This is a genomic window from Mediterranea sp. An20 (assembly GCF_002160055.1).
Taxonomy (GTDB): domain Bacteria; phylum Bacteroidota; class Bacteroidia; order Bacteroidales; family Bacteroidaceae; genus Bacteroides; species Bacteroides avicola.
In genome coordinates this window covers 16,725-42,065 of the sequence record NZ_NFJV01000017.1, presented here as the reverse complement: position 1 = coordinate 42,065, position 25,341 = coordinate 16,725, and the positions used below count along the sequence as shown (strand labels likewise).

The following is a 25,341-nucleotide window of genomic DNA, read 5'->3' as shown; positions in this document are numbered from 1 at the left end:
AATTATTAATCATATAGTTACATTTTCTTGTAATTCACCCACAAGTTGAAGGCGAATTGTAAAACACAGACAAGTCCGAAAAACTCTTACAATGCAGAGACAAGCAAGAGGATGTTCAGCACCGTCACCACCGAAGCTATTGCGTAGAGCACGAACGTACTCCAACGACTGTTGGCATACTCTCCCATGACGCGCCTTGACGAGGTGAGACTCACCTGCAGGAAGACGGTGAACGGCAACTGGATGCTGAGCACCATCTGGGAAACCAACAGGCCACGGAAGGGGTCGCCGATGAAAACAATCAGCAACAAAGCGACACCCAACGAGAGTATGACGCCTACGATGGAATGACTGTCTTTGATGTTGTACGACTCTCCGAAGATGCCCGCAAAGATGGAACCTGCCGCCATGCCGCTGGTGAGAGTAGACGAGATGCCCGCCAAAAGCAATGCTAAAGCAAAAATAACTGCCGCATGATTGCCCAGCAACGGTTCAAGCAAAGATTGAGCCTGTTGCAGCTCTTCCACTCGCACGCCCTGCTGGAAGAAAGTAGACGCTGCCAGCAGAATCATGGCACTGTTGATGGCCCACCCCACAATCATGGAGAATAGCGTATCAAACAGTTCATACTTCAGACGCCGACGGATAGAGACGTCATCGCGTTTGTTGTATTCATGGCTCTGGATTACCTCCGAGTGCAGGAAAAGATTGTGGGGCATCACCACCGCTCCCAATACACTCATAACGACCAGCATGCTGCCTGAGGGGAAAGAAGGAACCGTCCAGCCGCGCAACGCCTGAGGCCAGTCTACATCGACCAGGAACAGCTCGTAGATGAAAGACAGGCCGATGACCGACACGAAGGCTATGATGGCGCGTTCTATCTTCTTATAAGAGTTGGTAAACAGCATCACACCTACGAAGACGGCGGTCAGCACAGCTCCCCAGATGACAGGGATGCCGAAAAGCATCTGCAAGGCGATGGCACCGCCCAGAATCTCGGCCAGCGAAGTGGAAACAGATGCCAGCACTGCTGTTGCCAACACCGGCCTCGACACCCAGCGGGGCAGGTATCGGTTGGCGGCTTCGGAGAGGCACAGCCCCGTCACGATGCCCAGATGCGCCACGTTATGCTGCAATATGATGAGCATGATGGTAGACAGCGTAACGACCCACAACAATCCATAGCCGTAATCGGAGCCTGCCGCAAAATTGGAAGCCCAATTGCCCGGGTCTATAAAGCCGACTGTCACCAGCAATCCGGGACCTATGTAGCGAAATACATCCAAACCGCCCAGATAGCGCTTGTGGTCCCGCCGTTTCAAGTCTTTCAGTAGGTTCTTCATTGCTTTCTTTTCTGATAAGTAATGTGCAAAATTAAATGATACTAAGTAGTTGTTGATATTTAGTTTATATGATGGGTATCTGTCTTGTTGAGCGGAGCGGAGCGAAGTCGAAACATCTCCCGAGAGAATTGAGAATTAATAATTGAGATAATTGTGATTTGAGATAATTGTGATTTGAGATAAGTAAATGTGCAAAATTAAGTGATACTAAGTAGTCGTTGATATTTAGTTTATATGACGGGTATCTGTCTTGTTGAGCGGAGCGAAGCGAAGTCGAAACATCTCCCGAAAGACACGATTCCCTTGGATAGTGCATGTCATGAGATTCTTCGACTACGCCCTACGGGCTTCGCTCAGAATGACAGACACATCATTCTCCATGATAGTATAAACTAATTATGAACGGCTACTTAAACTAATTCTGATTGATTACTTAGCAAAGAAGCTGCACACGCCCTTTTCCGCGCTGCAGCTTCTCTGTGCGATAAATGTTTCAACAGGCGTTTCCTCAGAATCCCATTTCATGCAGTGCCTTACACAACTGGTCGGGGCAGGAAGTAGGGCGCATGCCGCAGCGTATGCCTTCGAGGCGCGAAATCACCTCTTTCACCGGAAGACCTTTCACCAGGCGGGCAACGCCTTGCAGATTGCCGTTGCATCCATTCCAATACTCCACTTCACGGACGATGCCATCTTCTACTTCGATGAAAATGTCCGTGCTGCATGTCCCCTTCGTCTTATAATGGTACTTCATGGGGAGGGATTATTCGTCGCCTTCTTCGGGCTTCATGTTGGTGTAGACAGTCTGCACATCATCAAATTCCTCCAGACGCTCCACCATCTTATTGATAGTTTCGCGATGTTCCGGAGCCACCTCCTTCAAGTCGTTGGGGAGGTATGTGAAGTCGCCGCCCACATCTTCGAATCCCTGCTCCTCCAGATGCTTCTGGATAGCTGCATAGCTCTTCGGGTCGCCATAGATGGTGATGGTTCCTTCTTCCTCATCCACGTCGTAATCTTCATCGACGTTATAGTCTATCATATCGAGCAGGAACTCATCCATGTCCATGCCGTCTTTCTTCTTGAAGGTGAACACGCACTTGTGGTCGAACAAGAACGCCAGCGACCCCATCGTGCCGAGGTTGCCCCCGAACTTGTTGAATACGGAGCGCACGTCGGCCACCGTGCGGGTGGGATTGTCGGTGAGCGTATCTACAAACACCGCGATGCCGTGCGGGCCATACCCCTCGTAAGTCATTCCCTTGTAATCGCTCTGGTCTTTGCCCATGGCATTTTTGATGGCGCGTTCGATATTGTCTTTCGGCATATTCTCGCGCTTGCAGGTGGCAATGATAGAACGCAGGGCGGGGTTATTCTCCGGTTCGGGTCCGCCAGCTTTCACGGCAATGGCAATCTGCTTGCCCAGGCGGGTAAATGTCTTGGCCATGTGGCCCCATCTTTTCAGTTTTGTAGCTTTTCTATATTCAAATGCTCTTCCCATTGGATTATTGTTTTAATGATTATTGTTTACGGTTTAAAAAAGTCAGCGGAGTTTGGCTCCGAGTTTGTTTTCAAGATTGGCGATAAGCTTCGACATGATTTTGTCTATTTGCTTTTCGTTCAGTGTGGCATTCTCGTCTTGCAACAGGAAGCTGACGGCGTAACTCTTCTTGCCGGCTTCGAGGTTCTTTCCTTCATAGACATCGAAAAGAGAGACTTCTTTCAGCAATTTCTTTTCTGTCTCATACGCTATCTTCTCTATTTCGGCGAAGGGGACCTGCTTGTCCAGCAGGAGGGCCAAGTCTCTTTTCACTGCCGGGAACTTGGAAATCTCCCGATAGCCGACTTTGACGTTGCGAACAGCTTTCAGCAGTTCCTTCCAGTTGAGGTCTGCATAATACACATCGTGTTCTATGTCGAATGCTTTCAACAGTTTGTGTTTCACGACGCCCACTGTAGCCAATCGCTTTCCTCCCCTTGTGTTGACGGAAAGAGCCACGGCATACATATCATCCGTCAGGTTTCCGACAACAAGGTCGTGCATCTGCAGCCCCAACCGTGCCAGGATATTCTCTACGTAGGCTTTCAATTCATATACGGAAGAATCTTCATCGGGATGAGCCCACGAGTTGGACACCTTCTTTCCCGTCAGCCAAAGCCCCAGGTGCAGTTCTTCGGTGTAAGGCGAGAGCACACGTTCAGGGTCTTCCTTGCTCTTGTTGTAATGATAGCAGTTGCCAAATTCGAAGAATTTCAAGTCGGCATTCTTGCGGTTGGTATTGTGTGCGATGCTCTCCAATCCGCCGAACAACAAGGTCTGGCGCATGGCATTGAGGTCTGCGCTCAACGGATTAAGCAGCATCACCAGGCTGTCTGAGGGATAAGAGGACAGGCCGTCGTAGTAGGCGGCGCGCGTCAGCGAGTTGTTTAATATTTCATTGAAACCACAGCCCACCAGTTGCTCTGCCACCAGATTCTGCAAGCGGTTGGATTTGTCTTCTTCGCCTTTCGTGGTGAGGCTGCTGTGTAGCGTGGTGGGTATTTCTACATTATTATATCCATAGATGCGCAGAATATCTTCCACCACATCGCACGGGCGTTGCACATCTACTCGATAAGGGGGCACATCGAGTGTAAGTCCTTCGGGTGTTTCGGCTACAGTTTTCATCTCCAGGCTGCCTGCAATGCTCTTGATGGTTTCCACCGGGATGGTCTTGCCCACGAGGTCGTGTACATACCGGTAAGGAAGCTCCACGCGGAAGTCGGGGAACTGTGCGTTGCATACATCCTTGATGTCCGAGGCGATGGTGCCTCCCGCCAGTTCCTTCACCATCAGGGCAGCCAGTTTCAGGCAATAGATGACGCTGTTCGGGTCGATGCCTCGCTCGAAGCGGAATGAGGCGTCGGTGTTCAGCCCGTGGCGCCGTGCGGTCTTTCGCACCCAGGTGGGATGGAAGTAAGCGCTCTCCAGGAACACGTCTTTGGTCTGCTCTGTAGAGCCGGAAGCCAGTCCGCCAAACACGCCTGCTATGCACATGGGTTCTTCGGCGTTGCAAATCATGAGGTCGCGTTCGTTCAGTTTGCGCTCCACGCCGTCGAGGGTGACGAAGGGTGTTCCTTCGGGCATGGTTTTCACAATGACGTGCCGCCCCTTAATCTGGTCGGCATCGAAGCAATGCAGGGGTTGTCCGAAGGCATGCACGATGTAGTTGGTCACATCGACCACGTTGTTGATGGGGCGCAGCCCGATGGCGCGCAGCTTGTCTTGCAGCCAGTCGGGGCTTTCCTTCACGCAGACGCCTTTCACGGTCACTCCGGCATAGCGCGGACAGGCTTCGGTGTTTTCTACCGTCACGTCGATGTCGAGGTCGTGGTTGTCGGTAGCAAAAGCTTCCACCGAGGGGCGGTGCAAGGCGGTCTGCCGTCCGTTCTGCACCAGCCAGGCGTAGAGGTCGCGCGCCACGCCGTAGTGCGAGCAGGCATCGGCGCGGTTGGGGGTGATGTCTACCTCCAGCACGTAATCGCTCTGGATGTGGTAGTATTCTTTGGCAGGTGTGCCCGGCACCGCCTCTTGCGGCAAGACGATGATGCCTGCATGGTCGGTGCCGATGCCTATTTCGTCTTCCGCGCAAATCATGCCGTTCGACTCTACGCCGCGCAATTTCGATTTCTTGATGGTGAAGCACTCGTCGCCGTCATACAGTTTGGTGCCCAGCGTAGCCACCACCACTTTCTGTCCTGCCGCCACATTGGGTGCCCCGCACACGATTTGCACCGGCTCGCCGCCGTCGCCCAGGTTGACCGTGCAGACGTGCATGTGGTCCGAATTGGGATGCGGCACACACGTCAGCACTTCGCCGATAACCAGGCCTTCCAGCCCGCCCTTGATGGTTTCGACTTCTTCCACGCTGCCCGTTTCCAAGCCGATGGAGGTCAGTGCGGCAGCCACTTCCGCAGGGGTCAGGTCGAAGTCGACGTATTCTTTTAACCAGTTGTAAGAGATATTCATATCGAATAGTTTTTATAGATTTCAAAAATGGACTTGCAAAGGTAATAAGAATTTTGATAACAGCGGGCATATCGGAGCGGAATTTAGCTACCTGCCGGAGCGGGGCGGCTCACTATGCGTAATGTGAGCTGTTTCGATAGTGTTTTTTTTGACGCACCCCTATGCCTCTGCGTTTCGTATCACTTCTTTTTCTTGCACGTCCACCCGCTGTTTATCTCTTCAAACGGCTACGCCTGCGGGCGTTTTGCAGTTGGGTTCACACCCTTTTATTGTTCTCCCTTTCGATGTCTTGGCCTTGACGATACAAAGATAGTATTTATGTTTGAAACTGCCAAACAACGGGTGCCTTTAAGGGGGATTTTGGGACGGAGGCCTGCGAGAAATCTTTGTTTCTTACTGATAGCCAGTTGCTTATACGCGCAGTGAAAATTGAGAATTAATAATTGAGATAATTGTGATTTGAGATAATTGTGATAATTGTGATTTGAGATTTGAGATAATTGAGATTTGAGATAGTAAATGTGCAAAACTGATTGATTACTTAAACACAGAGGCACGGAGACACAGAGTTTTGTTTTCTTGCCCATAGCTCACAGAGTTATTTTCCCTTCTCTCGTATGTGGCGAAGCCGCGGACTCTGTGCCCTTCCGTCATTTTGCCGACAGACCAATCTCAAAGAGGTTGAACGATGGGTAACCGCTGGTGGCTCCCCGCAGGGGAACACCTGCGGAACTATCTCATCTTCCCCCCCCTTCCATCGACCTCGAAGGGTCAAACCACGAATCTCAAATCACAATTATCTCAAATCTCAATTATCTCAATTATTAATTCTCAATTCTCAATTCTCAATTATCTTTTACTGCGCGCATAAACAACTGGCTATCAGCAGAAAACAAAGATTTCTTACAGGTCTCCGTCCAAAAATCCCCCTTAAAGGCACCCGTTATTTGGCAATTCCAAAACTTAGTGCTACTTTTGCGGCGTCAAGGCCCAGACACCGAAACAGAGAAACAACCCGAGAGCACAAACCACCCTCACCGCCGCCGAGGCAGGGGCGGGCGCTTTGCAGAAAGGAGGAAAGAAGTTACGCCCTCTTCCGGTAGCTCCTTACCGCCCAAAGGTTGAAAACCACGGCAAAGCCCGCCAAGGCACCCAGTTGCGGCAAGAGGTCGGCCACACCGCTGCCCCGCAGGTAGACCGCGCGCATCACCTCGACGAAATACCTCAACGGGTTGACCCACGTGATGGCCTGCGCCCAGAGCGGCATGCTGCGGATGGGAGTAAACAAGCCGCTCATCAGGATGAACAGAAGGAGGAAAAAGAACATGACGAACATAGCCTGCTGCAGCGTGTCGGAATAGTTGGAGATGACCAGCCCGAAGCCCGACACCACGACCAAAAAGACCAAGGCAAAGCCGTAGATGGTGAGGAAACTGCCCACGGGCACCACGCTGTAAAGCATCCACGCCAGCACGAAACACAACGTCAGCACCACGAAGCCTATCAGCCAATAAGGTACCAGCTTGGCCAAGATGAACACAAACTTGCGAACGGGAGTCACGTTAATCTGCTCGATGGTGCCGGCCTCTTTCTCGCCCACCACATTGAGCGAAGGCAGGAAACCACACAGCAAGGTCAGCAGCATCACCATCAGCGCCGGCACGATGAAGTGCTTGTAGTCCAACGACGGATTGAACAGATACTGCGTCTCTACCCCCACCTGCGGCACCCCTGGCTGCACCGACGAGAGCACCGTGGTGAGATAAGAACCTGCCAGACCGCCCTTGGTGCCGTTGACGGCATTGACGGCTATCAGCACCGGACTTTCCGCACCGCGCATGCACTGACGCTCGAAACCGCGCGGAATCTCCAAAATGGCATCTGCCTGCCCCGACTCCACACAACGCAGCGCCTCGTTCCACGTGCCCGGAAATGCCACCGTGCGGAAGTAGTCGACCGACGACGAAACCTTCTCCAACAAACGGCGCGACAGCTGGCTGTGGTCGGCGTCTACCACCGCCAGACGTATGTCTTTCACCTCCAAATTGGCTGCCCAGGGCATCAGCAACATCATCATGCAAGGGAAAATCAATATCAGCTTGGGCAGAAAAGGATTGCGCACCAATTGCTTGAATTCTTTCTCTATCAAATAACGTATCATCATAAACGGTCCTTGAACTTTTTTAAACTTATGCTTACAAACAATACTGCCATCAGCAACAACACGCCGACTTCCTGCCACACATAGCCCACATCGACTCCCATAATCATCAGCTTGCGCACCGCAGAGATATACCAACGCGCCGGCACCAAGACTGACAGCCCCTGCAACAATACCGGCATGCTCTCGATGGGAAATATCATGCCCGACAACAACATGGTAGGCATCATCAGCACCAAACCCGACACAAGCATGGCAGCCACCTGAGTCTGCGTCAGCGTGGAGATGAGCAACCCTAATGACAAAGATACGACAATAAATAATCCTGACACCGCCGCCAATCCCGACAGACTGCCCGCCACCGGCACCTGCAAGACAAAGACCGACAGAAGCAGGATGGTGAGCAGGTTGACACACGACAAGACGAAATAAGGCACCAGCTTGGCCAGAATGACATGCAACGGCCGCATGGGCGAGACAAGCAGCGCCTCCATCGTGCCGGTCTCTTTCTCGCGCACAATGGAAATGGAGGTCATCATGGCACACAACAGCATCAGTATCAGCCCCATCACTCCCGGCACAAAGTTGTAAGCACTCAGCATGCCCGGATTATACAGCAGCTTCAGCCGGGGGACAACCACTGCCACCCCCTGCCCGGGCGACAGCCACTGCTGCCCGGCAGAAAGAATGATGGAAGAGGCATATCCCGACTGCTGGGCTGCCATGTTGGGGTCGGTGGCGTCGGAGATGAGCTGTATGCGGGCTTCACCGGCAGGCAGACGGTCCATGAAACGGGGGCTGAACACGACAGCCAAGTCGATTTCGCCCCGGCGGAAAGCCTGCTCCGCTTCGAGTGGCGACGACAGATGTTCCGTCACCCTGAAATACTCCGAAGCATCTATCTGGCTGATGATGCGGCGGGTCAGGACATCGTCGGAGGGGTCGACCACCGCCGTGCGCACATCCTTCACCTCGGTGGTGATGGCAAAGCCAAAGAGGATAATCTGCACCACAGGCATGGCCAGCAGGATGAGCATCGTCCGCCGGTCGCGGAAGATATGGCAGAATTCTTTACGTACAAATGCTGCAAACTGTTTCATGATTCTCCCCACCTCGCTTCACGTGCCAGACGCCGGAATACCTCATCCATCGTTGCCGCCCCGAACCGCTCCTTCAAGGCGGCGGGGGTGTCTAAGGCGCGGATTTGCCCGTCGACCATGATAGAGAGGCGGTCGCAATATTCGGCCTCGTCCATGAAATGGGTGGTCACAAACACGGTGATGCCGCTTTCTGCCACCCGGTATATCAATTCCCAAAACTGCTTCCTGGTGGCGGGGTCTACCCCTCCCGTCGGTTCGTCCAGGAAAACGATGTCCGGACGGTGGAAGATGGCTGTCGAAAAAGCCAGCCTTTGCTTCCAGCCCAAAGGCAGACGCCCCACCGGCGTATCGCGCTCGGAAGCCAGCCCGATGCGTGCCAGCATCTCTTCCATGCGGGGAGCAATCTGTTGGCGGGGCACGCCGTAGATGCCGGCAAAGAGGCGGATGTTCTCCCATACCTTCAGGTCGTTGTAAAGAGAAAATTTCTGGCTCATGTATCCGATGTGCCGTTTGACTTCTTCCGGCTGGACAGCTACGTCATATCCTGCCACGACGGCTTTGCCTTCGGTGGGGAGGCTCAACCCGGTGAGCATGCGCATGGCCGTGGTCTTGCCTGCTCCGTTGGCTCCGAGAAAACCGAATATCTCTCCGCGGTGCACCTCGAAAGAGATATGGTCGACAGCCGTAAAAGAGCCGAAGCGTTTGGTCAGGTGCTGCACTTGTATGACGGGTTCGGGATGCTGCACGGCATGCGCATGGCTCAATGCTTCGGGGCAGAGAATGGATGCGAAACGCTGCAAGACGGCGCCGGGAACATCGATGCCGCGGATAACCCCCTCGTTGATGAAGGCGATGCGGTCGCACTGCCGTGCCTCGTCGACGATGGGCGTCGAGACTACCACGGTGATGTCTTCGCTCCGCAAGCGCTGGAGCATCTGCCAGAACTCCCGTCGCGAAACGGGGTCTACTCCGGTGGTAGGTTCGTCCAGCAGCAGCACCTCCGGTTTGTGGATGAGCGCACACGACAGAGCCAGCTTCTGCTTCATCCCGCCCGACAAGGCTCCGGCACGCCGCTTGCGGAAAGGCTCAATCTGGCTGTAAATGTCGCGCACCAATTCGTAATTGGCACGGACAGAGGTGCGGAACACGGTGGCAAACAGCTCCAGATTTTCTTCCACCGTGAGGTCTTGGTAAAGCGAAAAGCGTCCGGGCATATAGCCTATCTTGCTGCGAATCGCCTGATAATCGCGCACCACGTCGAGCCCGCACACCGTGGCCTGCCCGGCATCTGCCGTCAAGAGCGTGGCCAGTATGCGGAACAGCGAGGTCTTGCCTGCTCCGTCGGGGCCAATCAGTCCGAACAATTCGCCTTTGCGCACCGCGAAAGACACGCCCCGCAGCGCTTCCACCTTTCCGTAGCGTTTCTGGATGTCGGTAGCTACTACTGCCAGTTCCATTGCATCGCCTCCTCTTTTCTGCCTGGTTATTCTTCTTCGTCTAAACAGATTCCTCCATACATGCCCAGCTTCAAACGGCCGTCGTTGCGCACCAGAATCTTGATGGCATATACCTGGCTGGCGCGTTCGTCGTTCGTGAGGATGGTCTTGGGAGTGAATTCTGCCGTCTCGGATATCCAAGTAATCAAGCCGGGATATTCGTAGCGGATGTCTTTGCCATAGTCGGCATAGACGGTAAGTCGCTGGCCCGTATGCAGGCGCGAGAGTTGCTCGCTCGTGACGTATGCCCTCAGATATACCTGCTCCATGTCTGCCACCTTGAACAGAGGCATCCCTGTCGATACCAGTTCGCCGGCTTCGGCATATTTGGCCAGCACAGTGCCCGTCAGCGGGGAGCGCACATGACATTTGTCTAAGCGGTCGTCTACTTGAGCCACCTGCACAGCTACCGACGAGCTTTGCCAGGACAGGCTCTGGTCGTTGTTTTGCAAAGACGAATTCTGTGCGTCAAGCTGGCTGCGCAGAGTCCGCAGCAGGCTCTCGGCGTCGTCTAAGTCTTTCTGGTTGGCAGCTCCCAGCTTCAGGAGGCTGGCCAGTCGGTTGCGCTCGCGCTCAGCTTGTGATATTTGCTCTTTGGTAGCTGCCACCTGCTTCAGAATATCGGGCCGCTGACGTTCTACCGACTTCATGCTGGCCTCTAATTGCAGCTTCTGCAAATGCAGTTGCACCGTGTCGACAACGCCCACTTCCTGGCCTGCCCGCAAGCTGTCGCCCTCTTCTACGTCGAAAGCCATCAGCCTGCCTTGCGCTTCGGCAGATACCAGCACTTCGGTAGCTTCGAAGGTGCCGGTGGCATCGTAGTCGGGCAAGCTTCCCGAACACGACAGCAAAGCAGGAGCCAGCGCCAGGCTGAGCATCGGGATAGAAACAAGATGTCTTGAAAATACATGAATCATATCGGGTATCTATTAAAGTAAATTGAGTAAACAAATTCCAGAAGAAGAAAGAAGAAAAAAAGCGACATCCACCCGTCAGTCGTTCAGCACGTGCTTCCGTTGCCATATCTCCATCAACCACTGCACTTCGTGCAAAGCCTTGGCGAGGCGTGCTCCACTCTCGCGGTTAATCTCCGTCAGCAAGTCGGTCACACTCATCGTGCCATTCTTCACCTTGGCTTCTGCCGTTCTGCGGATATTGCCCCGCAGGCGGATTATTTCCTCGTCATCGGCCATCTGCCTGCGCAAGCCATGCACCTGCGCATCTTGCCTGATAGCTTCCAGGCGGGTGTTGAAGAGAAAAGCATCGCGCGACACCTCCACTTCGCGCCGCTTGACATCCAACAGTCGGCGGTCATCTTTTAAGGTATACAGGCTACCGAAATTCCAAGTCAGGCGAATACCTGCCATGAACCAGGCACTGAAGTCGTCTTTCAGCATGTTCAATCCAGGATTGCCATACGCTCCCTGCACGAACACTCCCAGACGAGGCAGGTATCCTGTCTTCAACGCCGACTCCTGCACGTCTATCTGACGCTCTTGCGCCGCCAGCCAGCCCACTTCCGGACGGGCTATGCCCGGCAAAGCAGCCACGCTCTGTTCATCTTCCTGCTCAGGCACAGGCTTCTGCAAAGATACATCTTCCGGCAGATTCCACCCGATAAAGGCACCCAACATCTGTATGTATGCCCTACGCGACACCTCCAGACTCACACGCTGCTGGCTGGCATTCAGCTCTTCCACGCGCACGGCATCCACATCGCTCTGGTTGGCAACGCCATGAGCCATATAAGCCACTACCTTGTCATACGTGCGCTTTAAGTCGTCTTGCAGAATGTCGTTCTGACGAAGCTGTTCGTCCAACAGAAGTATGCCGAAGAATAATTGATTGATGCGCTCTCTGACGGCATACATATCCACCCGCTGCTTCTCTGCATCCACCTCCGAAGCTGCCTCTGTCTGTCGCTTGCGTGCGCGAATCTGTCCACCATCCCATACCGTCTGCTGCACTTCTATTCCCACCTGATACTGGTCTTTGGGCAAGCCGATATGTCCGATGCCGGGAATGTCGAACGGCAATTCTGTGGTCTCGCTCTGATACGTTGCCTTGCCCGACAGCGACAACTGAGGCAGATAGCCTTTGGCTGCATGAGACAGGTCGTAGGCACGTGCCTGCTCAATCAGGTCATAGCGCCGCACCAGCGGATAATTGTCTTGCGCCAGACGTTGGCAAGTCTCCAACTCAAGCAGAAGCGAATCTGCCGGCACCTGGGCAGAAACGCCAGCCGCCACCATCCATGCAAGCAGGCAAAAGTATCTCTTCCATTTCCTCATATCTTCTATGCTTTCTTTTTATACATTCTTCTGAATGCAAAGATAAGGGTTAGCTTCCGGACCTCGCCTTTCCATTACACATAAGATATGTTCTCATAGTACGATACAGTCAGATAAATCGTGCTTCAAACGAAATAATTCTTATCTTTGCCACAGAATCATCACACACTTATCCATGAAAGAAAGACCCATCGAACTGATTTTTGAAGAAGTACGCGCCCAACGACAGCTGACTACCGAACCGGGATGCCGCTTCGTAAGCAATGACATCGCCATGCTCTACACAATCGAGCCTTATAAAAACAACTTGCCGGTTATGCTGAGACAGCCCTACCGGCTGCGGGAATACCGCATCGTCCGCGTGCTGAAAGGAACCGGACTATATGTCATCAACCTCACTGAATATGAAGTCAGCGAAGGAGATGTTATATTTTGCCTGCCCAACGACATCATTGAACTGCGCCATATCAGCCGGGATTGCGATTTCCAAATGATTGCCCCTTCCGAACGAATGATGCCCGACCTTCCATCTATACGCGAAATGGGGCTGCAACAGGGCGTCTGCTTCAATCTGGAAGCCAGCGCCAGGCAACACATCTCTGCCTATTTCGAACTGCTCTGGGCATCTCTGTTCCGCACTCCGTTTAATGCCGGTGCTGTCTGTCATCTGCTGGCATCCTTGCTGTTTGCACTGAAGCCTTTGTATGAGGCGCACGAAACTAATAGCTCCACTCACTTGCCACGCCGGGAAGAGGTGTTCAGGCAATTTCTCGCTTTAGTCAACCAATATGCCCGCACCGAGCGCAACATCGACTTTTATGCCGACCGCCTCTTCCTCTCGCCTCACTACTTGAGCGGACTGGTGCGCGAAACCAGTGGAAAAACTGTGATGGACTGGATAAACCGCTCAGTCATTCTGGAAGCCAAAGTCTTGTTGAAGCACAGCAATCTGCTGACTTACCAGATAGCTGATGAACTGAATTTCCCCAATCCATCGTTCTTCTCAAAATTCTTTAAACGCATGACGGGAATGACGCCTGGAGAATACAGAAACGAATAGCCATGAGGCTTGTATGCCGTTCATAATCAGCAGGCTGTTTCTAACATACAACCAGCAAAGTGCTTATTGCTTGGCAGCAGGCTGCTTATTGCTTGGCAGTGTTCCGGAAAGCGTTTATCAGAGAGTTGTTTCATGCACACGTGGCATCGGCACAGCGCATCAGAAATGTAAATGGCATCCATATTGGGATATATTTCCCTTGCCAAAACAGCCTCTTCTTTTGATTATATAAGAATAATGACGTACTTTTGCAGGAGAAAAGTTTTATTATGGCATTAAGCAAGAACCGCATCAAATATATCCACTCACTGGAAATAAAAAAGCATCGAGACGCCAACCAAGTTTTCGTAGCTGAGGGGCCCAAATTAGTTGGTGAACTGTTAGGACATTTTCCTTGTCAGCTATTGGTCGCCACATCTGACTGGATGGACCAGCAGCATACCCCTCCCGTATGCGACGAATTTATAGAAGTTTCGGAAGAAGAGCTTGTCCGTGCCAGTTTTCTAAAAAGTCCGCAACAGGTGATGGCAGTTTTCCACCAACGCAAAGAAGCGTTTCCGACAGATGCTGCCAAGCATAACCTTTGTCTGGCTCTGGACGGGGTGCAAGATCCGGGTAACTTAGGTACTATCCTTCGTTTGGCCGACTGGTTCGGTATCCGCCACATTCTCTGCTCACCCGACACAGCGGATGTGTATAATCCCAAAACCGTACAAGCCACTATGGGAAGCCTGGCCCGCGTTTCTGTTCACTACACCGATTTGCAGGAATTCATCCGGCATCTGCCTACGAATATCCCCATATATGGCACCTTTCTCGACGGAGACAATATCTACTCCCACCCTTTGTCTGCCAATGGACTGATTATTATGGGAAATGAAGGGAAAGGCATACGCAAAGAAATAGAATCTTTAGTTACCAGGAAACTATATATCCCGGCTTATCCTACGGAACGGGGAAATTCCGAATCACTCAATGTGGCCATCGCTACCGCAATTGTTTGCGCTGAGTTCCGGAGACAGGCCGCATGGCAATAAAATCGAACGGATCGCAATGAAAGACACGCTGGTCTTCTTCTATCTCCAAAACGCCGGGTAACCACTGTGTATGCGCCGTCTCACCCTCTTCTAAAGCGAATACGCGAACTGCTTTCCCGCCTGCTAACTCTACGCCATGCCGCTTCAGGAAACCGCGACCCGGCACATAAACAAAATGGGAAGCATAACGTGTCATACCTGCATGGGATAACTATTTCTTAAGAGCAGCCGACGGGCGAACTGATAGGGGTTTGGCTTCCTTACGCTGAGAAGAATGCCGACTTCCAACACTATCTCCTTCGGCATGATAACGCATTAACATTACTTCATCGGCCAACAGGACATGCCCGGCAGATTGCATCGGATAATAGACAAAACCTGCCACATTCTTGATGCCTCCCAACGAATCTGCCCACAGACTGATAAGTTCTGTACCAGACTTATCAATGCGGCGCATCTCATGAAGAACCGTATCTGTATCGTAATAAATCTGCATGGCCATAACTGGAGCGTAAAGCGTATCAGCCGGTCCTTCACCTTCATAACGGAAGCGTACACTCCAACGCAGAGTATCCCTGTCGTAGAAATTGGAATCGGAAGGCAAATCAAACTGTATACGGTTATTCAATGGCATGCCTGTTAATCTGTACGTTCGTTGCCAAGCCCATACATCAATACTATCGCCCGGCTTTGACATTTTTGGTTTATTATCCCGCTTGGCTATCAAGTCGTCTATCTTCTCTTTCTCTGTTTTCAGGCGCTTGTTGACCTTTTCATATATATCCCTCAAAACTTCTGGATGACGGGAGAACCAAACCATCGAGGTATCAAACTGAGCTTCGGTTATACCATGTTTCTTATAGACAGATTCCATATAAAGCACGCGCTTATAACTTTCATCATAAGCTACCTGCTCCCCCATTGCTTTGGCGATGTGATAATCGTAAAGTATAGCTTCCATCTTTTCATCAGACAAGACTGTATCAGGGCGTTCAACCTTGCACGAAACCAGGCTGAATGCAATCACACCCATGTATAGCCACTTGCTGATATGTCCCAGTGTCTTATTCATCATTTCTTCTTGACTACCAAATGATAAGCTTCACTAAAGGATTTACTGTAGAAAAGGAACAAGGCAATCACCCCACAACTAATAGCAGCATCGGCGAAATTAAAGATAGGACTAAAAAAGATGAAGTGCTCCCCTCCCACAAAAGGTACCCACTGGGGCCAATGTGTATCAATAATGGGGAAATAGAACATATCCACTACCTTACCGTAAAACAAAGGAGCATATCCACCACCTTCCGGCAAGAAAGCAGCTATCTGAGAAGGAGTGCTCTCGCTGAATAATACACCATAGAATACGCTATCTACAATGTTGCCCAACGCACCGGTCAAAATCAAGGAGATGCAGACAATAAATCCCGTCTTGAGATTGTTCTTGATACTTTTATACAAAAACCAGCCAATGACTGATACAGCCACTAAGCGGAAAATAGTCAAGAACAGTTTTCCGAAGATTTCCATGCCGAAAGCCATGCCCACATTCTCGATGAACAAGATATAAAACCAATCCGTCACCCGTATGCTTTCATGCCAATACATGTGCGTCTTTATCCATATCTTGATAACCTGATCTATTATCAACACAGACAGAATAATGAGCCACGCTATCCGTCCCTTCGTAAAGTATTTATTCATCTTACTTAATTCTGATACCTTTGTGTTAGCAATAAATTACGAGCTACAAGCGCCGCCTTTTCCGCTTCATCTTGTAGCCCGTATTTCACTCACGTTCTTATTTCTTGCCTTGGTGGTTCTTGGCTTCAATGCTCAATGTGGCATGAGGAACAGCACGCAGGCGCTCAGCAGGAATCAGTTTTCCCGTTTCGCGGCAAATGCCATACGTCTTGTTTTCAATGCGCACCAAAGCAGCCTGCAATCCTTGAATAAACTTCAACTGACGCTGGGCCAAACGTGTGGTTTCTTCCTTGGAAAGAGTGTTGGCACCTTCTTCCAATACTTTATAAGTGGGCGACGTGTCATCCACATCATTTCCATCCGCTCCAGTCAAGCTTGCTTTCAACATATCATAATCGCGTTGAGCTAATGCCAACTTTTCCAAGATGATGGCGCGGAATTCTTCCAACTCGGCATCCGAGTATCTTGTTTTTTCTGCCATAACGTAACGTGTTTAAATCATTTGGTATTAAGTAGTTTATTCCTTGACCACACTGACTTGAACGGAGAAATCATCGAAGTTGAGTTCGGTTCCATTCTCTACTTCATCAGCCAGTGTCAGCCGAGTTCCTAAAACTTGGTTGCAAATATAGTCTTTATATTCGGTTACAGCATCATCCGTTTGCGGATTTTTAGATAATGTGATGCTTATTTTATCTGTTATCTCAAATCCACTCGACTTGCGAAGGTTCTGGATGCGGTTTACCAGTTCGCGAGCGATACCTTCCCGACGGAGTTCATCGGTAAGGGTCACCTCAAGAGCCACAGTCAGCCTACCTTCATTAGCCACGAGCCAACCGGGAATGTCCTCGCTGAAAATATCGACATCTGATACATCAATGACGGCATTTCCACCTTCAGGCAAAATGAATGTATAAGTACCGTTCTTTTCCAACTCGGCAATGGCTTCCTGACTCATGCCGTTTACCAGTGCAGCTACAGCCTTCATCTGCTTGCCGAACTTGGGTCCCAGCTTCTTGAAGTCACACTTCACTTTCTTGACCAGTACACCTGCCGCACCTTCCACAAATTTAATTTCCTTGACATTTACTTCAGTCATGATGAGAGTTTTTACAGCTTCGATATGAGCGCGTTGTTCTTCGTCCACCACAGGAATCATGATGCACTGCAGAGGCTGGCGCACTTTGATGTTGACTTTACGGCGTAAAGCAAGCACCATGGAGGTTATGTCTTGTGCCATCTGCATACGAGCCTCCAAGTCAGTGTTTATCAGACTATCATTGCACTCGGGGAATTTAGCCAGATGAACAGAAACCACCTTGTCACGTCCAGTCACCTCTATCAGGTCAGTATAAAGCATATCGGCATAGAAGGGGGCAATTGGCGCCATCAGCTTGGCTACAGTTTCCAAACAAGTGTAAAGAGTCTGATAAGCCGAAAGCTTGTCTTGTGTCATGCCTCCTCCCCAGAAACGCTTGCGATTCAAACGGACATACCAGTTGGAAAGATTATCATTGACGAAATCAGAGATAAGACGTCCGGCACGGGTAGGCTCGTAATCGTTGTAGCAAGCATCCACACTCTTGACCAACGAATTAAGCAGAGAGAGAATCCAACGGTCAATCTCAGGACGCTCATTCATGGGCACATCAGGCTCCTTATATTCGAATCCGTCCACATTGGCATAAAGAGCAAAGAAAGAGTACGTATTATATAAAGTGCCGAAAAACTTGCGGCGAACCTCTTCTACACCATCCACGTCAAACTTCAGGTTATCCCAAGGTGAAGAATTGGTTATCATATACCAACGCAAGGGATCGGAGCCATATTTCTCTATGGTAGAGAAAGGGTCTACAGCATTACCCAGTCGCTTAGACATTTTGTTGCCGTTCTTGTCCAACACCAGTCCATTGGAGATAACAGCTTTGTAAGCAACGGAGTCGAACACCATCGTGGCGATGGCATGAAGCGTAAAGAACCATCCGCGGGTCTGATCCACTCCTTCGGCAATGAAGTCGGCAGGATACACCTGACGGCTGTCCAGAGCTTCCTTGTTCTCAAAAGGATAATGTATCTGAGCGTAAGGCATCGAACCGGAGTCGAACCACACGTCGATAAGATCTGCTTCACGCTTCATGGGTTTACCATCGGAAGAAACAAGAATAATATCATCCACGTAAGGACGGTGTAAGTCTATCCTGTCGTAGTTTTCCTTCGTATAGACACCAGGCTGGAAGCCGAGGTCTTTGTAAGGATTAGAGGCCATGAATCCAGCAGCTACAGACTTTTCTATCTCGTCGTAGAGTTCCTCCACAGAGCCGATACATTTCTCTTCGCTGCCATCCTCAGTACGCCAGATGGGAAGCGGGGTACCCCAATAACGCGAGCGGCTCAGATTCCAGTCATTCAAGTTTTCAAGCCATTTGCCAAAGCGACCAGTACCAGTCGACTCCGGCTTCCAGTTGATAGTCTTGTTCAGTTCGATCATGCGCTCCTTACAAGCTGTGCTTCGGATAAACCAGCTATCCAAGGGATAATAAAGAATAGGCTTATCTGTACGCCAGCAATGCGGGTAATTATGCACGTGCTTCTCTATCTTAAAGGCCTGATTAGAAGCCTTCAGCATCATACAGAGATCGAGGTCGAGCGATTCGGCAGCCTGGGCGGCCTTCTCGTCATACTTGCCGTCGATGGTGAAGCGCGGGTCGTAGGCGTTCTTTACCCAGCGGCCCTGGTACTGTTTATATAAATCTACGTTAACACAAGCCTGTACGAAGACTGGATCCAGTTCGTCCAGCAGATAAAACTTGCCCGTAAGGTCCACCATAGGACGGGTTTCTCCCCGCTTGTTTATCATAAAAAGAGAAGGAATGCCAGCCTGGCGGGCTACGAAAGCATCATCAGCGCCGAAAGTCGGAGCAATATGCACAATACCCGTACCGTCTTCAACAGTAACATAATCGCCGGGAATGACACGGAAAGCCTCTTGTTCAGCTTCGACCCAGTTGCTATCCTCGTCTACAGACACAGGTTTCACCCAAGGAATGAGCTGCTCATAATGCATGCCAACCAAGTCAGGTCCCTTATATTCACCTACTACACGGAAAGGAATGAGTTTATCACCAGGTTTATAGTCCTCTAAGGCAATACCTTCTGCTTTCTTGTTAAAGTGAGTATAGAGCAATTCCTTAGCCAAGACTACGGTCATCTTCTCGCCTGTATATCCGTTGTAAGTCTGCACAGCCACATAGTCAATCTTAGGTCCTACACAGAGGGCTGTGTTAGAAGGAAGTGTCCAAGGCGTAGTTGTCCATGCCAAGAAATAAGGCGTGCCCCACTCCGCCATCTCTGGTTTGGGGTCTTTAATGCGGAACTGTGCTACCGTAGTGAGATCTTTCACATCGCGATAGCAACCAGGCTGATTGAGTTCGTGCGAGCTAAGTCCGGTACCGGCAGCTGGCGAATAAGGTTGAATGGTGTAACCTTTATAGAGGAGCCCCTTAGCATAAAGCTGCTTCAGAAGCCACCAAAGGGTTTCAATGTAGCGGTTATCATAGGTGATATAAGGATCGGTCATATCCACCCAATAGCCCATCCGACGAGTAAGGTCCTCCCACTCCTTGGTAAACTTCATCACATCCTTGCGGCAGGCTGCGTTGTAGTCGGCTACAGAAATGGTACGCCCAATGTCCTCCTTGGTGATGCCCAATGCCTTCTCCACACCCAGTTCTACGGGCAACCCGTGGGTATCCCATCCTGCCTTACGGTTCACCAGAAATCCTTTCATGGTTTTATAGCGACAGAAGGTATCCTTGATTGTGCGTGCCAATACATGGTGTATGCCCGGCATACCGTTGGCCGAAGGAGGTCCTTCGAAAAACACGAAAGAGGGGCATCCCTCACGTTCTGTCACACTCTTGGCGAAGACCTGGTCTTCGTCCCATTTCTTCAACACGTTTTTGTTGATTTCCGAGAGGTCAAACTTCGGATGTTCGGCAAATCTCTTACCCATTTTATAGTTGTTATCTGTTTATTATCCTCAATGTTAGGTGTATTCTACACTTCAAGGGCGCAAAATTACAAAAAAGTTGGAGAAATCCGTACTTCTGCCTCACTTTTACGTTCTCCCATCTATAAAAGAAAAGAAGCAGATGCAAAGAAAGATGCCGTCATGGAGCGAGGAGAGCATACCTCCCCCACATGGCACGAAATAATGCAAAGAGAAAAAATGCTCTACCCTGGGTAATAGCAAAAACTACCCAGGGTAGTAGGCATTCCGGTTCATGAAGCAGATACCGGTTCAGTTACGGTTTTTAAGCTTCACTTCATAGAGGTCGGAACGACGGTCTTTGAGGTTGCGCACACTACCGTAAGTATGTAGTTCATTAAGGAGATCCAAATCGACATCGGACACAAGAATCATTTCTGTATTGGGTGTAGCTTCGGCCCGCCGTCCATCGGTAGGAAAAGCAAAGTCGCAAGGGGTAAACACGCCGCTCTGTGCATATTGTATGTCCATGTTGTGCACACGTGGCAAATTGCCCACACTTCCGGCTATAACAACGAAACACTCATTTTCGATGGCACGTGCATGAGCACATACCTGCACACGACTGTAAGCATTTTGCGTATCGGTCAGAAATGGCACGAAAAGAATCTGCATCCCCTGGTCGGCCATGATGCGCGAAAGTTCGGGAAACTCCACATCATAACATATCAGCACACCAATACGGGCGCAGTCAGTCTCGAAAGTGCGTATCATTTTGCCGCCACTCAGTCCCCAACTCTTGATTTCGTCTGGCGTGACGTGTATTTTCTCGTACATTTCATAAGATCCGTCGCGCCGACAAAGGAAACCGACGTTGTACAACCGTCCGTCATCCTTGATAAGAGGCATACTCCCTGTGATGATATTAATATTGTAGCTGATGGCCAGTTTTACGAAGCGGTTACGTATTTCTTCGGTGTAAGCAGCCAGCCCACGAATGGCCTGCGACTCACCTTCATCGTTGAAACGCGCCATGAGCGGGGCATTGAAATATTCAGGGAAAAGCACGAAATCGCTTTTATAATCGGACACAGCATCAACGAAGAACTCTACCTGCTCAAACAAGTCGTCCAGCGTTTTATATGCACGCATCTGCCATTGTACCAACCCTACACGCACCGATGTCTTGGGCGTGATATACTCCTGCGTAGGAGGTTGATAATAAATATTATCCCATTGGAGCAGGCAGGCGTAATGGCGTGACTCTTCGTCGTTGGGCAGATAATTACGCATCACCTTGCGCACGTGGAAATCATTGGACAGTTGGAAAGTGAGCACGGGGTCATAAATCTCTTTCTGACGCACTTTGTCAATGTATTCCTTAGGACGCATCTGATCGGCATATTTATGATAATTAGGTATGCGTCCGCCAAACATGATGGCTTTCAGGTTGAGTTTCTCACACAATTCCTTGCGGTACTCGTACATACGCCTGGCGAGACGAAGCCCGCGGTATTCAGGATGCACAAACACTTCAATGCCGTAGAGTATGTTACCTTTAGGGTTGTGAGTGTTGAATGTTTCCTTACCTGTTACCTGAGCATAGGTATGGTCGTTCTTTACTTTGTCATAATCCACAATAATAGAGAGCGCACACCCCACGATTTTCTCATCCACCACCGTCACAATTTGCCCTTCGGGAAATATCTTGATGAGTTTCTCGATCTGTGCATGGGTCCAGAACACGTCACTGCCGTCGGCATAAACACGGGTAAACGACTGTGCCAGCTGGTCATAGTCTTCTATTTGCAGATTGCGTATCTGCACTTTGTTGATTTTCAGTTCGTCCATAATCATGATATTTTAAAAGCAGTGCAAAGGTACGCTTTATCCTGCCACCTGGTACGTGCCGGGGGCAGATTTTTTCACCTCTTCCACGGCTATCTTCATTACCCCATCCTCCTTGCTCTCAAAAAGGCGATAGGCCTCACCGATGCGATTCAGCGGAAAACGGTGGGTAATTAGAGGTGTAGTGTCAATCTTCCCCTGAGCTATCAGGCGAAGTATCTCGGCACAGTCGCATCCATCCACGCCTCCAGTCTTGAAGGTGAGGTTCTTGCCATACATATCGGGCAGAGGAAGCAACTGAGGATGGTCGTAAAGAGCTACGATTGTGACCGTAGCATTGGGTCGTGCACACTCCCATGCCAAGCGGAAAGATTCATCCGTACCGGCTACTTCCAGTACGCGGTCTGCACCTCCATGATCAGAATGTCTTCTTACAAAGCTAAGACAGTTTTCAGGTTTCGTCAGCAACACGTTGGGATAATGTTCCTGCACAAAGCGGCACCGTTCTTCCGACTGTTCGCACACAATGATGCGTTTGGGCTGCTTCAACATCACACAAAGTAAGGTACAGATGCCCGTGGGGCCTGCACCGATAATAAGCACAGTATCATCAGGCGTGATGTCTGAGATGCGAGCCGCCCAGAAACCGGTAGCCAACACATCGCCGACAAAGAGAGCCTGCTCATCGCTCACTGTATCGGGAATACGGTTTAAACCCTGATCAGCATGGGGCACTCGCACGTATTCGGCTTGTCCACCGTCAATGCGACACCCTAATGCCCATCCTCCATCGGGATCGGTGCAGTTATTGACATAACCATGTCGGCAGTAGAAACATTCGCCACAGAATGTTTCTACGTTCACCGTCACTCGATCTCCAGGGCGAACGCTCACTACCTCCGAACCAACTTCTTCAACCACACCCACCATCTCATGTCCTACGGTGATTCCAGGCACAGCGCGAGACACACTGCCGTGCTTGATGTGTAAATCGCTGGTACAGATACTGCCCAGTGTGACGCGAACAATAGCATCGCGCATGTCTTGCAGGGCAGGCTTCGGTTTGTCCATAAACCTAAATTCCCCTTTTCGGATGTAAGTATATGCCAACATATTTCTTATTTTATAGCGTTAAAAATCAAGAAGTCAAGGAGTCAAGCCGATAATGTTCCGGGGTATTCCCGACCTCAACTTGACTCCTTGACTTCTTTCAAACTTATGTTTCTTTATTTCTTCTGATAGTTATTCAGCCCTGTTTGCAGAAAATCCACATACTTGGCAATATCCTCGTCATACGAATATGACTTGTTCAAAGGATTACCCTCGTTGTCAATCAGCACGTAGAAGGGCTGTGCATTGGCACCGAACTTCACACGTTGCAAGTAGCTCCACTTGTCGCCTACAGTACGCAGCGTGCGTTCCTTACCGTTTTCCATCACTTTGACAGGCTGCGGCAGCGGCGTTTTCTCGTCCACATAGAGCGTAATAAGTACATAATCGTTGTTGATGAGGTCGCTCACCTTCGTATCCGTCCACACGGAAAGCTCCATTTTGCGGCAATTTACACAGCCATAACCGGTAAAATCCAGCATCACGGGTTTACCTTGCTGCCGAGCATAGGCCATACCCGCATCATAGTCGGTAAACTTAGCATGTACTTCGTTCGTATAGAGGTTGAAGTCCTGCGTCTGGAGAGGCGGAGCAAAAGCGCTCACAGCCTTCAGCGGAGCCCCCCAGAGACCGGGTACCATATAGACGGCAAAAGCCAGCGAAGCCAAGGCCAGAAAGAAACGAGGCACGCTGACCTTAGTATTGTCGTCGTCATGAGGAAATTTAATTTTACCCAACAGATAAAGACCAAGTAAGGCAAAAAGCACTATCCAGATGGACAGGAACGTCTCACGGTCGAGAATGCGCCAACCATAAGCCAAATCGGCCACAGAGAGGAATTTCAGCGCAAAGGCCAGTTCAATGAAACCCAGTACTACCTTAATGACGTTCATCCACCCGCCCGACTTAGGCATAGACTTGAGCCATGAGGGGAAAAGAGCAAAAAGCGTGAAGGGCAAAGCCAGTGCCAAGGCAAAGGCAAACATGCCCACTGCCGGTCCCACGATGCTACCCGTTGTAGAAACCTCCACCAGCAGGAAACCGATGATAGGACCCGTGCAGGAAAAAGATACAAGCGACAGCGTAAAGGCCATCAGGAAGATACTGATAAGTCCCGTTGTCTGCTCTGCCTTACTGTCCACCGCATTGCTCCACTTTGAAGGAAGAGTGATTTCAAAGGCTCCGAAGAACGAGGCAGCAAACACCACAAGCAAGAGGCAGAAGAAAATATTGAAAATAGCATTCGTGGAAAGCGCATTCAAGGCATTGGCACCAAACAGAGCGGTGATAATCAGTCCCAATGCTACATATATAACAATGATAGATGCACCATACGTAAAGGCATCACGTATACCTTTCTTCTTGTCTTTCGTACGTTTCAGAAAGAAGCTGACGGTCATCGGAATGATAGGCCATACGCAGGGAGTGAACAAAGCGAGCAAACCGCCTACGAAGCCCATACCGAAGACATAAAGCCACGACAAGTCGCGCTGAGCAACACTCTCACCAAACGAATTCAACTCGTCGACAACCGGTTTCCAATAATCAGGTTCAGCCGAAAGAGACGTCGTGACATTTGCCGCCTCTTCGTCAGGATTTGCTTCTGCTTTGCCCTCGGCAAGAGAAGCAGAAGCCTGCGATACTCCATCAGCCTTGCCTTCGAAACTGAAAGGCACCTGCGTGGGAGGCAAGCAGTTTTCGTCGTTGCAGGCACCGTATTCCAGATAACCTGCTACCTGCCAGGCACCGCCCGTCAGCTTCAGTTCCTGTACGAATTGCGCCGTTTTCTCAAAATAGCGTACCTGCATCTCAAACAACTTGTCGTAGGCAGAGATTTCCTTACCTACGGGTTTCAGTTTACCTACAGGTTCAGCCCCCTGAATCTTATCTACGTTGAACGTAGCTGATATAGGACCTCCGTCTCCCAATTCTGTTGAATAGACATGCCAACCGGCATCGATGGTTCCCGTAAATACCACCTCTACTCTATCGTCGGACACCTGCTTCACTTCCGTCTTGAAGGTAACCGGCTCCAAGATTTGCGCCCGAACCGCCAAGACCGTCAGGAGCATAAAAAATGTAATGATCGACTTCTTCACAATGATACAATATAAACGGTTAATTATTAATTAGCAATGGTTTATGGTAGATTGCAGGAGCCGACAGAGAACGAAGCGATGCAAAGCCGGCT

General features: G+C 50.4%; 19 protein-coding genes. 3 read left to right on the top strand and 16 right to left on the bottom strand.

What is annotated here, in order from left to right:
* Positions 1-86 precede the first annotated feature (86 nt).
* The 9 genes from B5F34_RS10855 to B5F34_RS10815 form a co-directional block, all read right to left on the bottom strand.
* Positions 87-1,346, bottom strand: coding sequence for an Nramp family divalent metal transporter (locus tag B5F34_RS10855; protein ID WP_087338672.1), 1,260 nt, complete (start codon positions 1,344-1,346; stop codon positions 87-89).
* Between the two features lie 508 nt (positions 1,347-1,854).
* Positions 1,855-2,100 carry a TIGR03905 family TSCPD domain-containing protein gene (locus B5F34_RS10850; RefSeq protein ID WP_087338669.1) on the bottom strand — a complete coding sequence of 82 codons (246 nt, stop codon included), beginning with the start codon at positions 2,098-2,100 and terminating at the stop codon, positions 1,855-1,857.
* A gap of 9 nt (positions 2,101-2,109) precedes the next feature.
* Positions 2,110-2,847 (bottom strand): YebC/PmpR family DNA-binding transcriptional regulator, encoded by a 738-nt coding sequence (locus B5F34_RS10845; RefSeq protein ID WP_087338665.1) that lies wholly within the window; start codon positions 2,845-2,847, stop codon positions 2,110-2,112.
* A gap of 42 nt (positions 2,848-2,889) precedes the next feature.
* Positions 2,890-5,355: a phenylalanine--tRNA ligase subunit beta gene (pheT, locus tag B5F34_RS10840; RefSeq protein ID WP_087338662.1), complete on the bottom strand. Its 2,466-nt coding sequence runs from the start codon at positions 5,353-5,355 to the stop codon at positions 2,890-2,892.
* 1,084 nt (positions 5,356-6,439) lie between these two features.
* Positions 6,440-7,516, bottom strand: coding sequence for an ABC transporter permease (locus B5F34_RS10835; protein ID WP_087338778.1), 1,077 nt, complete (start codon positions 7,514-7,516; stop codon positions 6,440-6,442).
* Positions 7,516-8,616 carry an ABC transporter permease gene (locus B5F34_RS10830; protein ID WP_087338658.1) on the bottom strand — a complete coding sequence of 367 codons (1,101 nt, stop codon included), beginning with the start codon at positions 8,614-8,616 and terminating at the stop codon, positions 7,516-7,518. The genes B5F34_RS10835 and B5F34_RS10830 overlap by 1 nt, the downstream gene beginning before the upstream one ends.
* Entirely contained in the window at positions 8,613-10,073 is a 1,461-nt protein-coding gene (locus B5F34_RS10825; protein ID WP_087338654.1) for an ATP-binding cassette domain-containing protein, read from the bottom strand. Before B5F34_RS10825 ends, B5F34_RS10830 begins: the two co-directional genes overlap by 4 nt.
* 26 nt (positions 10,074-10,099) lie before the next feature.
* Positions 10,100-10,990: an HlyD family efflux transporter periplasmic adaptor subunit gene (locus B5F34_RS10820; RefSeq protein ID WP_087338650.1), complete on the bottom strand. Its 891-nt coding sequence runs from the start codon at positions 10,988-10,990 to the stop codon at positions 10,100-10,102.
* A gap of 114 nt (positions 10,991-11,104) precedes the next feature.
* Entirely contained in the window at positions 11,105-12,403 is a 1,299-nt protein-coding gene (locus B5F34_RS10815) for a TolC family protein (RefSeq protein ID WP_087338648.1), read from the bottom strand.
* Positions 12,404-12,578: 175 nt separating this feature from the next.
* Between B5F34_RS10815 and B5F34_RS10810 the strand changes: the two genes are divergently transcribed.
* Together B5F34_RS10810 and B5F34_RS10805 are read left to right on the top strand one after the other, a co-directional pair.
* Positions 12,579-13,463 carry a helix-turn-helix domain-containing protein gene (locus tag B5F34_RS10810; RefSeq protein WP_087338645.1) on the top strand — a complete coding sequence of 295 codons (885 nt, stop codon included), beginning with the start codon at positions 12,579-12,581 and terminating at the stop codon, positions 13,461-13,463.
* Positions 13,464-13,732: 269 nt separating this feature from the next.
* The gene (locus B5F34_RS10805; RefSeq protein ID WP_087338643.1) at positions 13,733-14,500 is read left to right on the top strand and encodes an RNA methyltransferase; all 768 of its coding nucleotides are present in this window, start codon (positions 13,733-13,735) and stop codon (positions 14,498-14,500) included.
* 211 nt (positions 14,501-14,711) lie between these two features.
* On the opposite strand, the gene B5F34_RS10795 is transcribed toward B5F34_RS10805, so the two are convergent.
* The 4 genes from B5F34_RS10795 to ileS all read right to left on the bottom strand — a co-directional run bounded on the left by B5F34_RS10795 (position 14,712) and on the right by ileS (position 20,216).
* On the bottom strand, positions 14,712-15,575 hold the full coding sequence (locus B5F34_RS10795) for a DUF4296 domain-containing protein (RefSeq protein ID WP_239448923.1): 864 nt from the start codon (positions 15,573-15,575) through the stop codon (positions 14,712-14,714).
* Positions 15,572-16,204, bottom strand: coding sequence for a lipoprotein signal peptidase (locus B5F34_RS10790; RefSeq protein ID WP_087338633.1), 633 nt, complete (start codon positions 16,202-16,204; stop codon positions 15,572-15,574). Before B5F34_RS10790 ends, B5F34_RS10795 begins: the two co-directional genes overlap by 4 nt.
* A gap of 97 nt (positions 16,205-16,301) precedes the next feature.
* Complete coding sequence (locus tag B5F34_RS10785) at positions 16,302-16,685, bottom strand: TraR/DksA C4-type zinc finger protein (protein ID WP_087338631.1); 384 nt, start codon at positions 16,683-16,685, stop codon at positions 16,302-16,304.
* Between the two features lie 36 nt (positions 16,686-16,721).
* On the bottom strand, positions 16,722-20,216 hold the full coding sequence (gene ileS, locus B5F34_RS10780) for an isoleucine--tRNA ligase (RefSeq protein WP_087338628.1): 3,495 nt from the start codon (positions 20,214-20,216) through the stop codon (positions 16,722-16,724).
* Between the two features lie 30 nt (positions 20,217-20,246).
* Here ileS and B5F34_RS17365 point away from each other — a divergent pair, with 30 nt between their 5' ends.
* Entirely contained in the window at positions 20,247-20,450 is a 204-nt protein-coding gene (locus B5F34_RS17365; protein ID WP_140392997.1) for a hypothetical protein, read from the top strand.
* A gap of 54 nt (positions 20,451-20,504) precedes the next feature.
* Here the strand turns inward: B5F34_RS17365 and B5F34_RS10775 are convergent, their stop codons facing one another.
* The 3 genes from B5F34_RS10775 to B5F34_RS10765 all read right to left on the bottom strand — a co-directional run bounded on the left by B5F34_RS10775 (position 20,505) and on the right by B5F34_RS10765 (position 25,222).
* Positions 20,505-22,043, bottom strand: coding sequence for a bifunctional GNAT family N-acetyltransferase/carbon-nitrogen hydrolase family protein (locus B5F34_RS10775; RefSeq protein WP_087338775.1), 1,539 nt, complete (start codon positions 22,041-22,043; stop codon positions 20,505-20,507).
* 36 nt (positions 22,044-22,079) lie between these two features.
* Entirely contained in the window at positions 22,080-23,153 is a 1,074-nt protein-coding gene (locus tag B5F34_RS10770) for an alcohol dehydrogenase (protein ID WP_087338625.1), read from the bottom strand.
* Between the two features lie 113 nt (positions 23,154-23,266).
* On the bottom strand, positions 23,267-25,222 hold the full coding sequence (locus B5F34_RS10765; protein WP_087338622.1) for a cytochrome c biogenesis protein CcdA: 1,956 nt from the start codon (positions 25,220-25,222) through the stop codon (positions 23,267-23,269).
* Between the last annotated feature and the right edge of the window lie 119 nt (positions 25,223-25,341).

Bases quoted from the DNA above. Each gene is read 5' to 3' on its own strand.
- B5F34_RS10855 (WP_087338672.1), bottom strand. From the start codon at position 1,346: ATGAAGAACCTACTGAAAGACTTGAAACGGCGGGACCACAAGCGCTAT.
- B5F34_RS10850 (WP_087338669.1), bottom strand. From the start codon at position 2,100: ATGAAGTACCATTATAAGACGAAGGGGACATGCAGCACGGACATTTTC.
- B5F34_RS10845 (WP_087338665.1), bottom strand. From the start codon at position 2,847: ATGGGAAGAGCATTTGAATATAGAAAAGCTACAAAACTGAAAAGATGG.
- pheT (WP_087338662.1), bottom strand. From the start codon at position 5,355: ATGAATATCTCTTACAACTGGTTAAAAGAATACGTCGACTTCGACCTG.
- B5F34_RS10835 (WP_087338778.1), bottom strand. From the start codon at position 7,516: ATGATACGTTATTTGATAGAGAAAGAATTCAAGCAATTGGTGCGCAAT.
- B5F34_RS10830 (WP_087338658.1), bottom strand. From the start codon at position 8,616: ATGAAACAGTTTGCAGCATTTGTACGTAAAGAATTCTGCCATATCTTC.
- B5F34_RS10825 (WP_087338654.1), bottom strand. From the start codon at position 10,073: ATGGAACTGGCAGTAGTAGCTACCGACATCCAGAAACGCTACGGAAAG.
- B5F34_RS10820 (WP_087338650.1), bottom strand. From the start codon at position 10,990: ATGCTCAGCCTGGCGCTGGCTCCTGCTTTGCTGTCGTGTTCGGGAAGC.
- B5F34_RS10815 (WP_087338648.1), bottom strand. From the start codon at position 12,403: ATGAGGAAATGGAAGAGATACTTTTGCCTGCTTGCATGGATGGTGGCG.
- B5F34_RS10810 (WP_087338645.1), top strand. From the start codon at position 12,579: ATGAAAGAAAGACCCATCGAACTGATTTTTGAAGAAGTACGCGCCCAA.
- B5F34_RS10805 (WP_087338643.1), top strand. From the start codon at position 13,733: ATGGCATTAAGCAAGAACCGCATCAAATATATCCACTCACTGGAAATA.
- B5F34_RS10795 (WP_239448923.1), bottom strand. From the start codon at position 15,575: ATGATGAATAAGACACTGGGACATATCAGCAAGTGGCTATACATGGGT.
- B5F34_RS10790 (WP_087338633.1), bottom strand. From the start codon at position 16,204: ATGAATAAATACTTTACGAAGGGACGGATAGCGTGGCTCATTATTCTG.
- B5F34_RS10785 (WP_087338631.1), bottom strand. From the start codon at position 16,685: ATGGCAGAAAAAACAAGATACTCGGATGCCGAGTTGGAAGAATTCCGC.
- ileS (WP_087338628.1), bottom strand. From the start codon at position 20,216: ATGGGTAAGAGATTTGCCGAACATCCGAAGTTTGACCTCTCGGAAATC.
- B5F34_RS17365 (WP_140392997.1), top strand. From the start codon at position 20,247: ATGTTAGGTGTATTCTACACTTCAAGGGCGCAAAATTACAAAAAAGTT.
- B5F34_RS10775 (WP_087338775.1), bottom strand. From the start codon at position 22,043: ATGGACGAACTGAAAATCAACAAAGTGCAGATACGCAATCTGCAAATA.
- B5F34_RS10770 (WP_087338625.1), bottom strand. From the start codon at position 23,153: ATGTTGGCATATACTTACATCCGAAAAGGGGAATTTAGGTTTATGGAC.
- B5F34_RS10765 (WP_087338622.1), bottom strand. From the start codon at position 25,222: ATGCTCCTGACGGTCTTGGCGGTTCGGGCGCAAATCTTGGAGCCGGTT.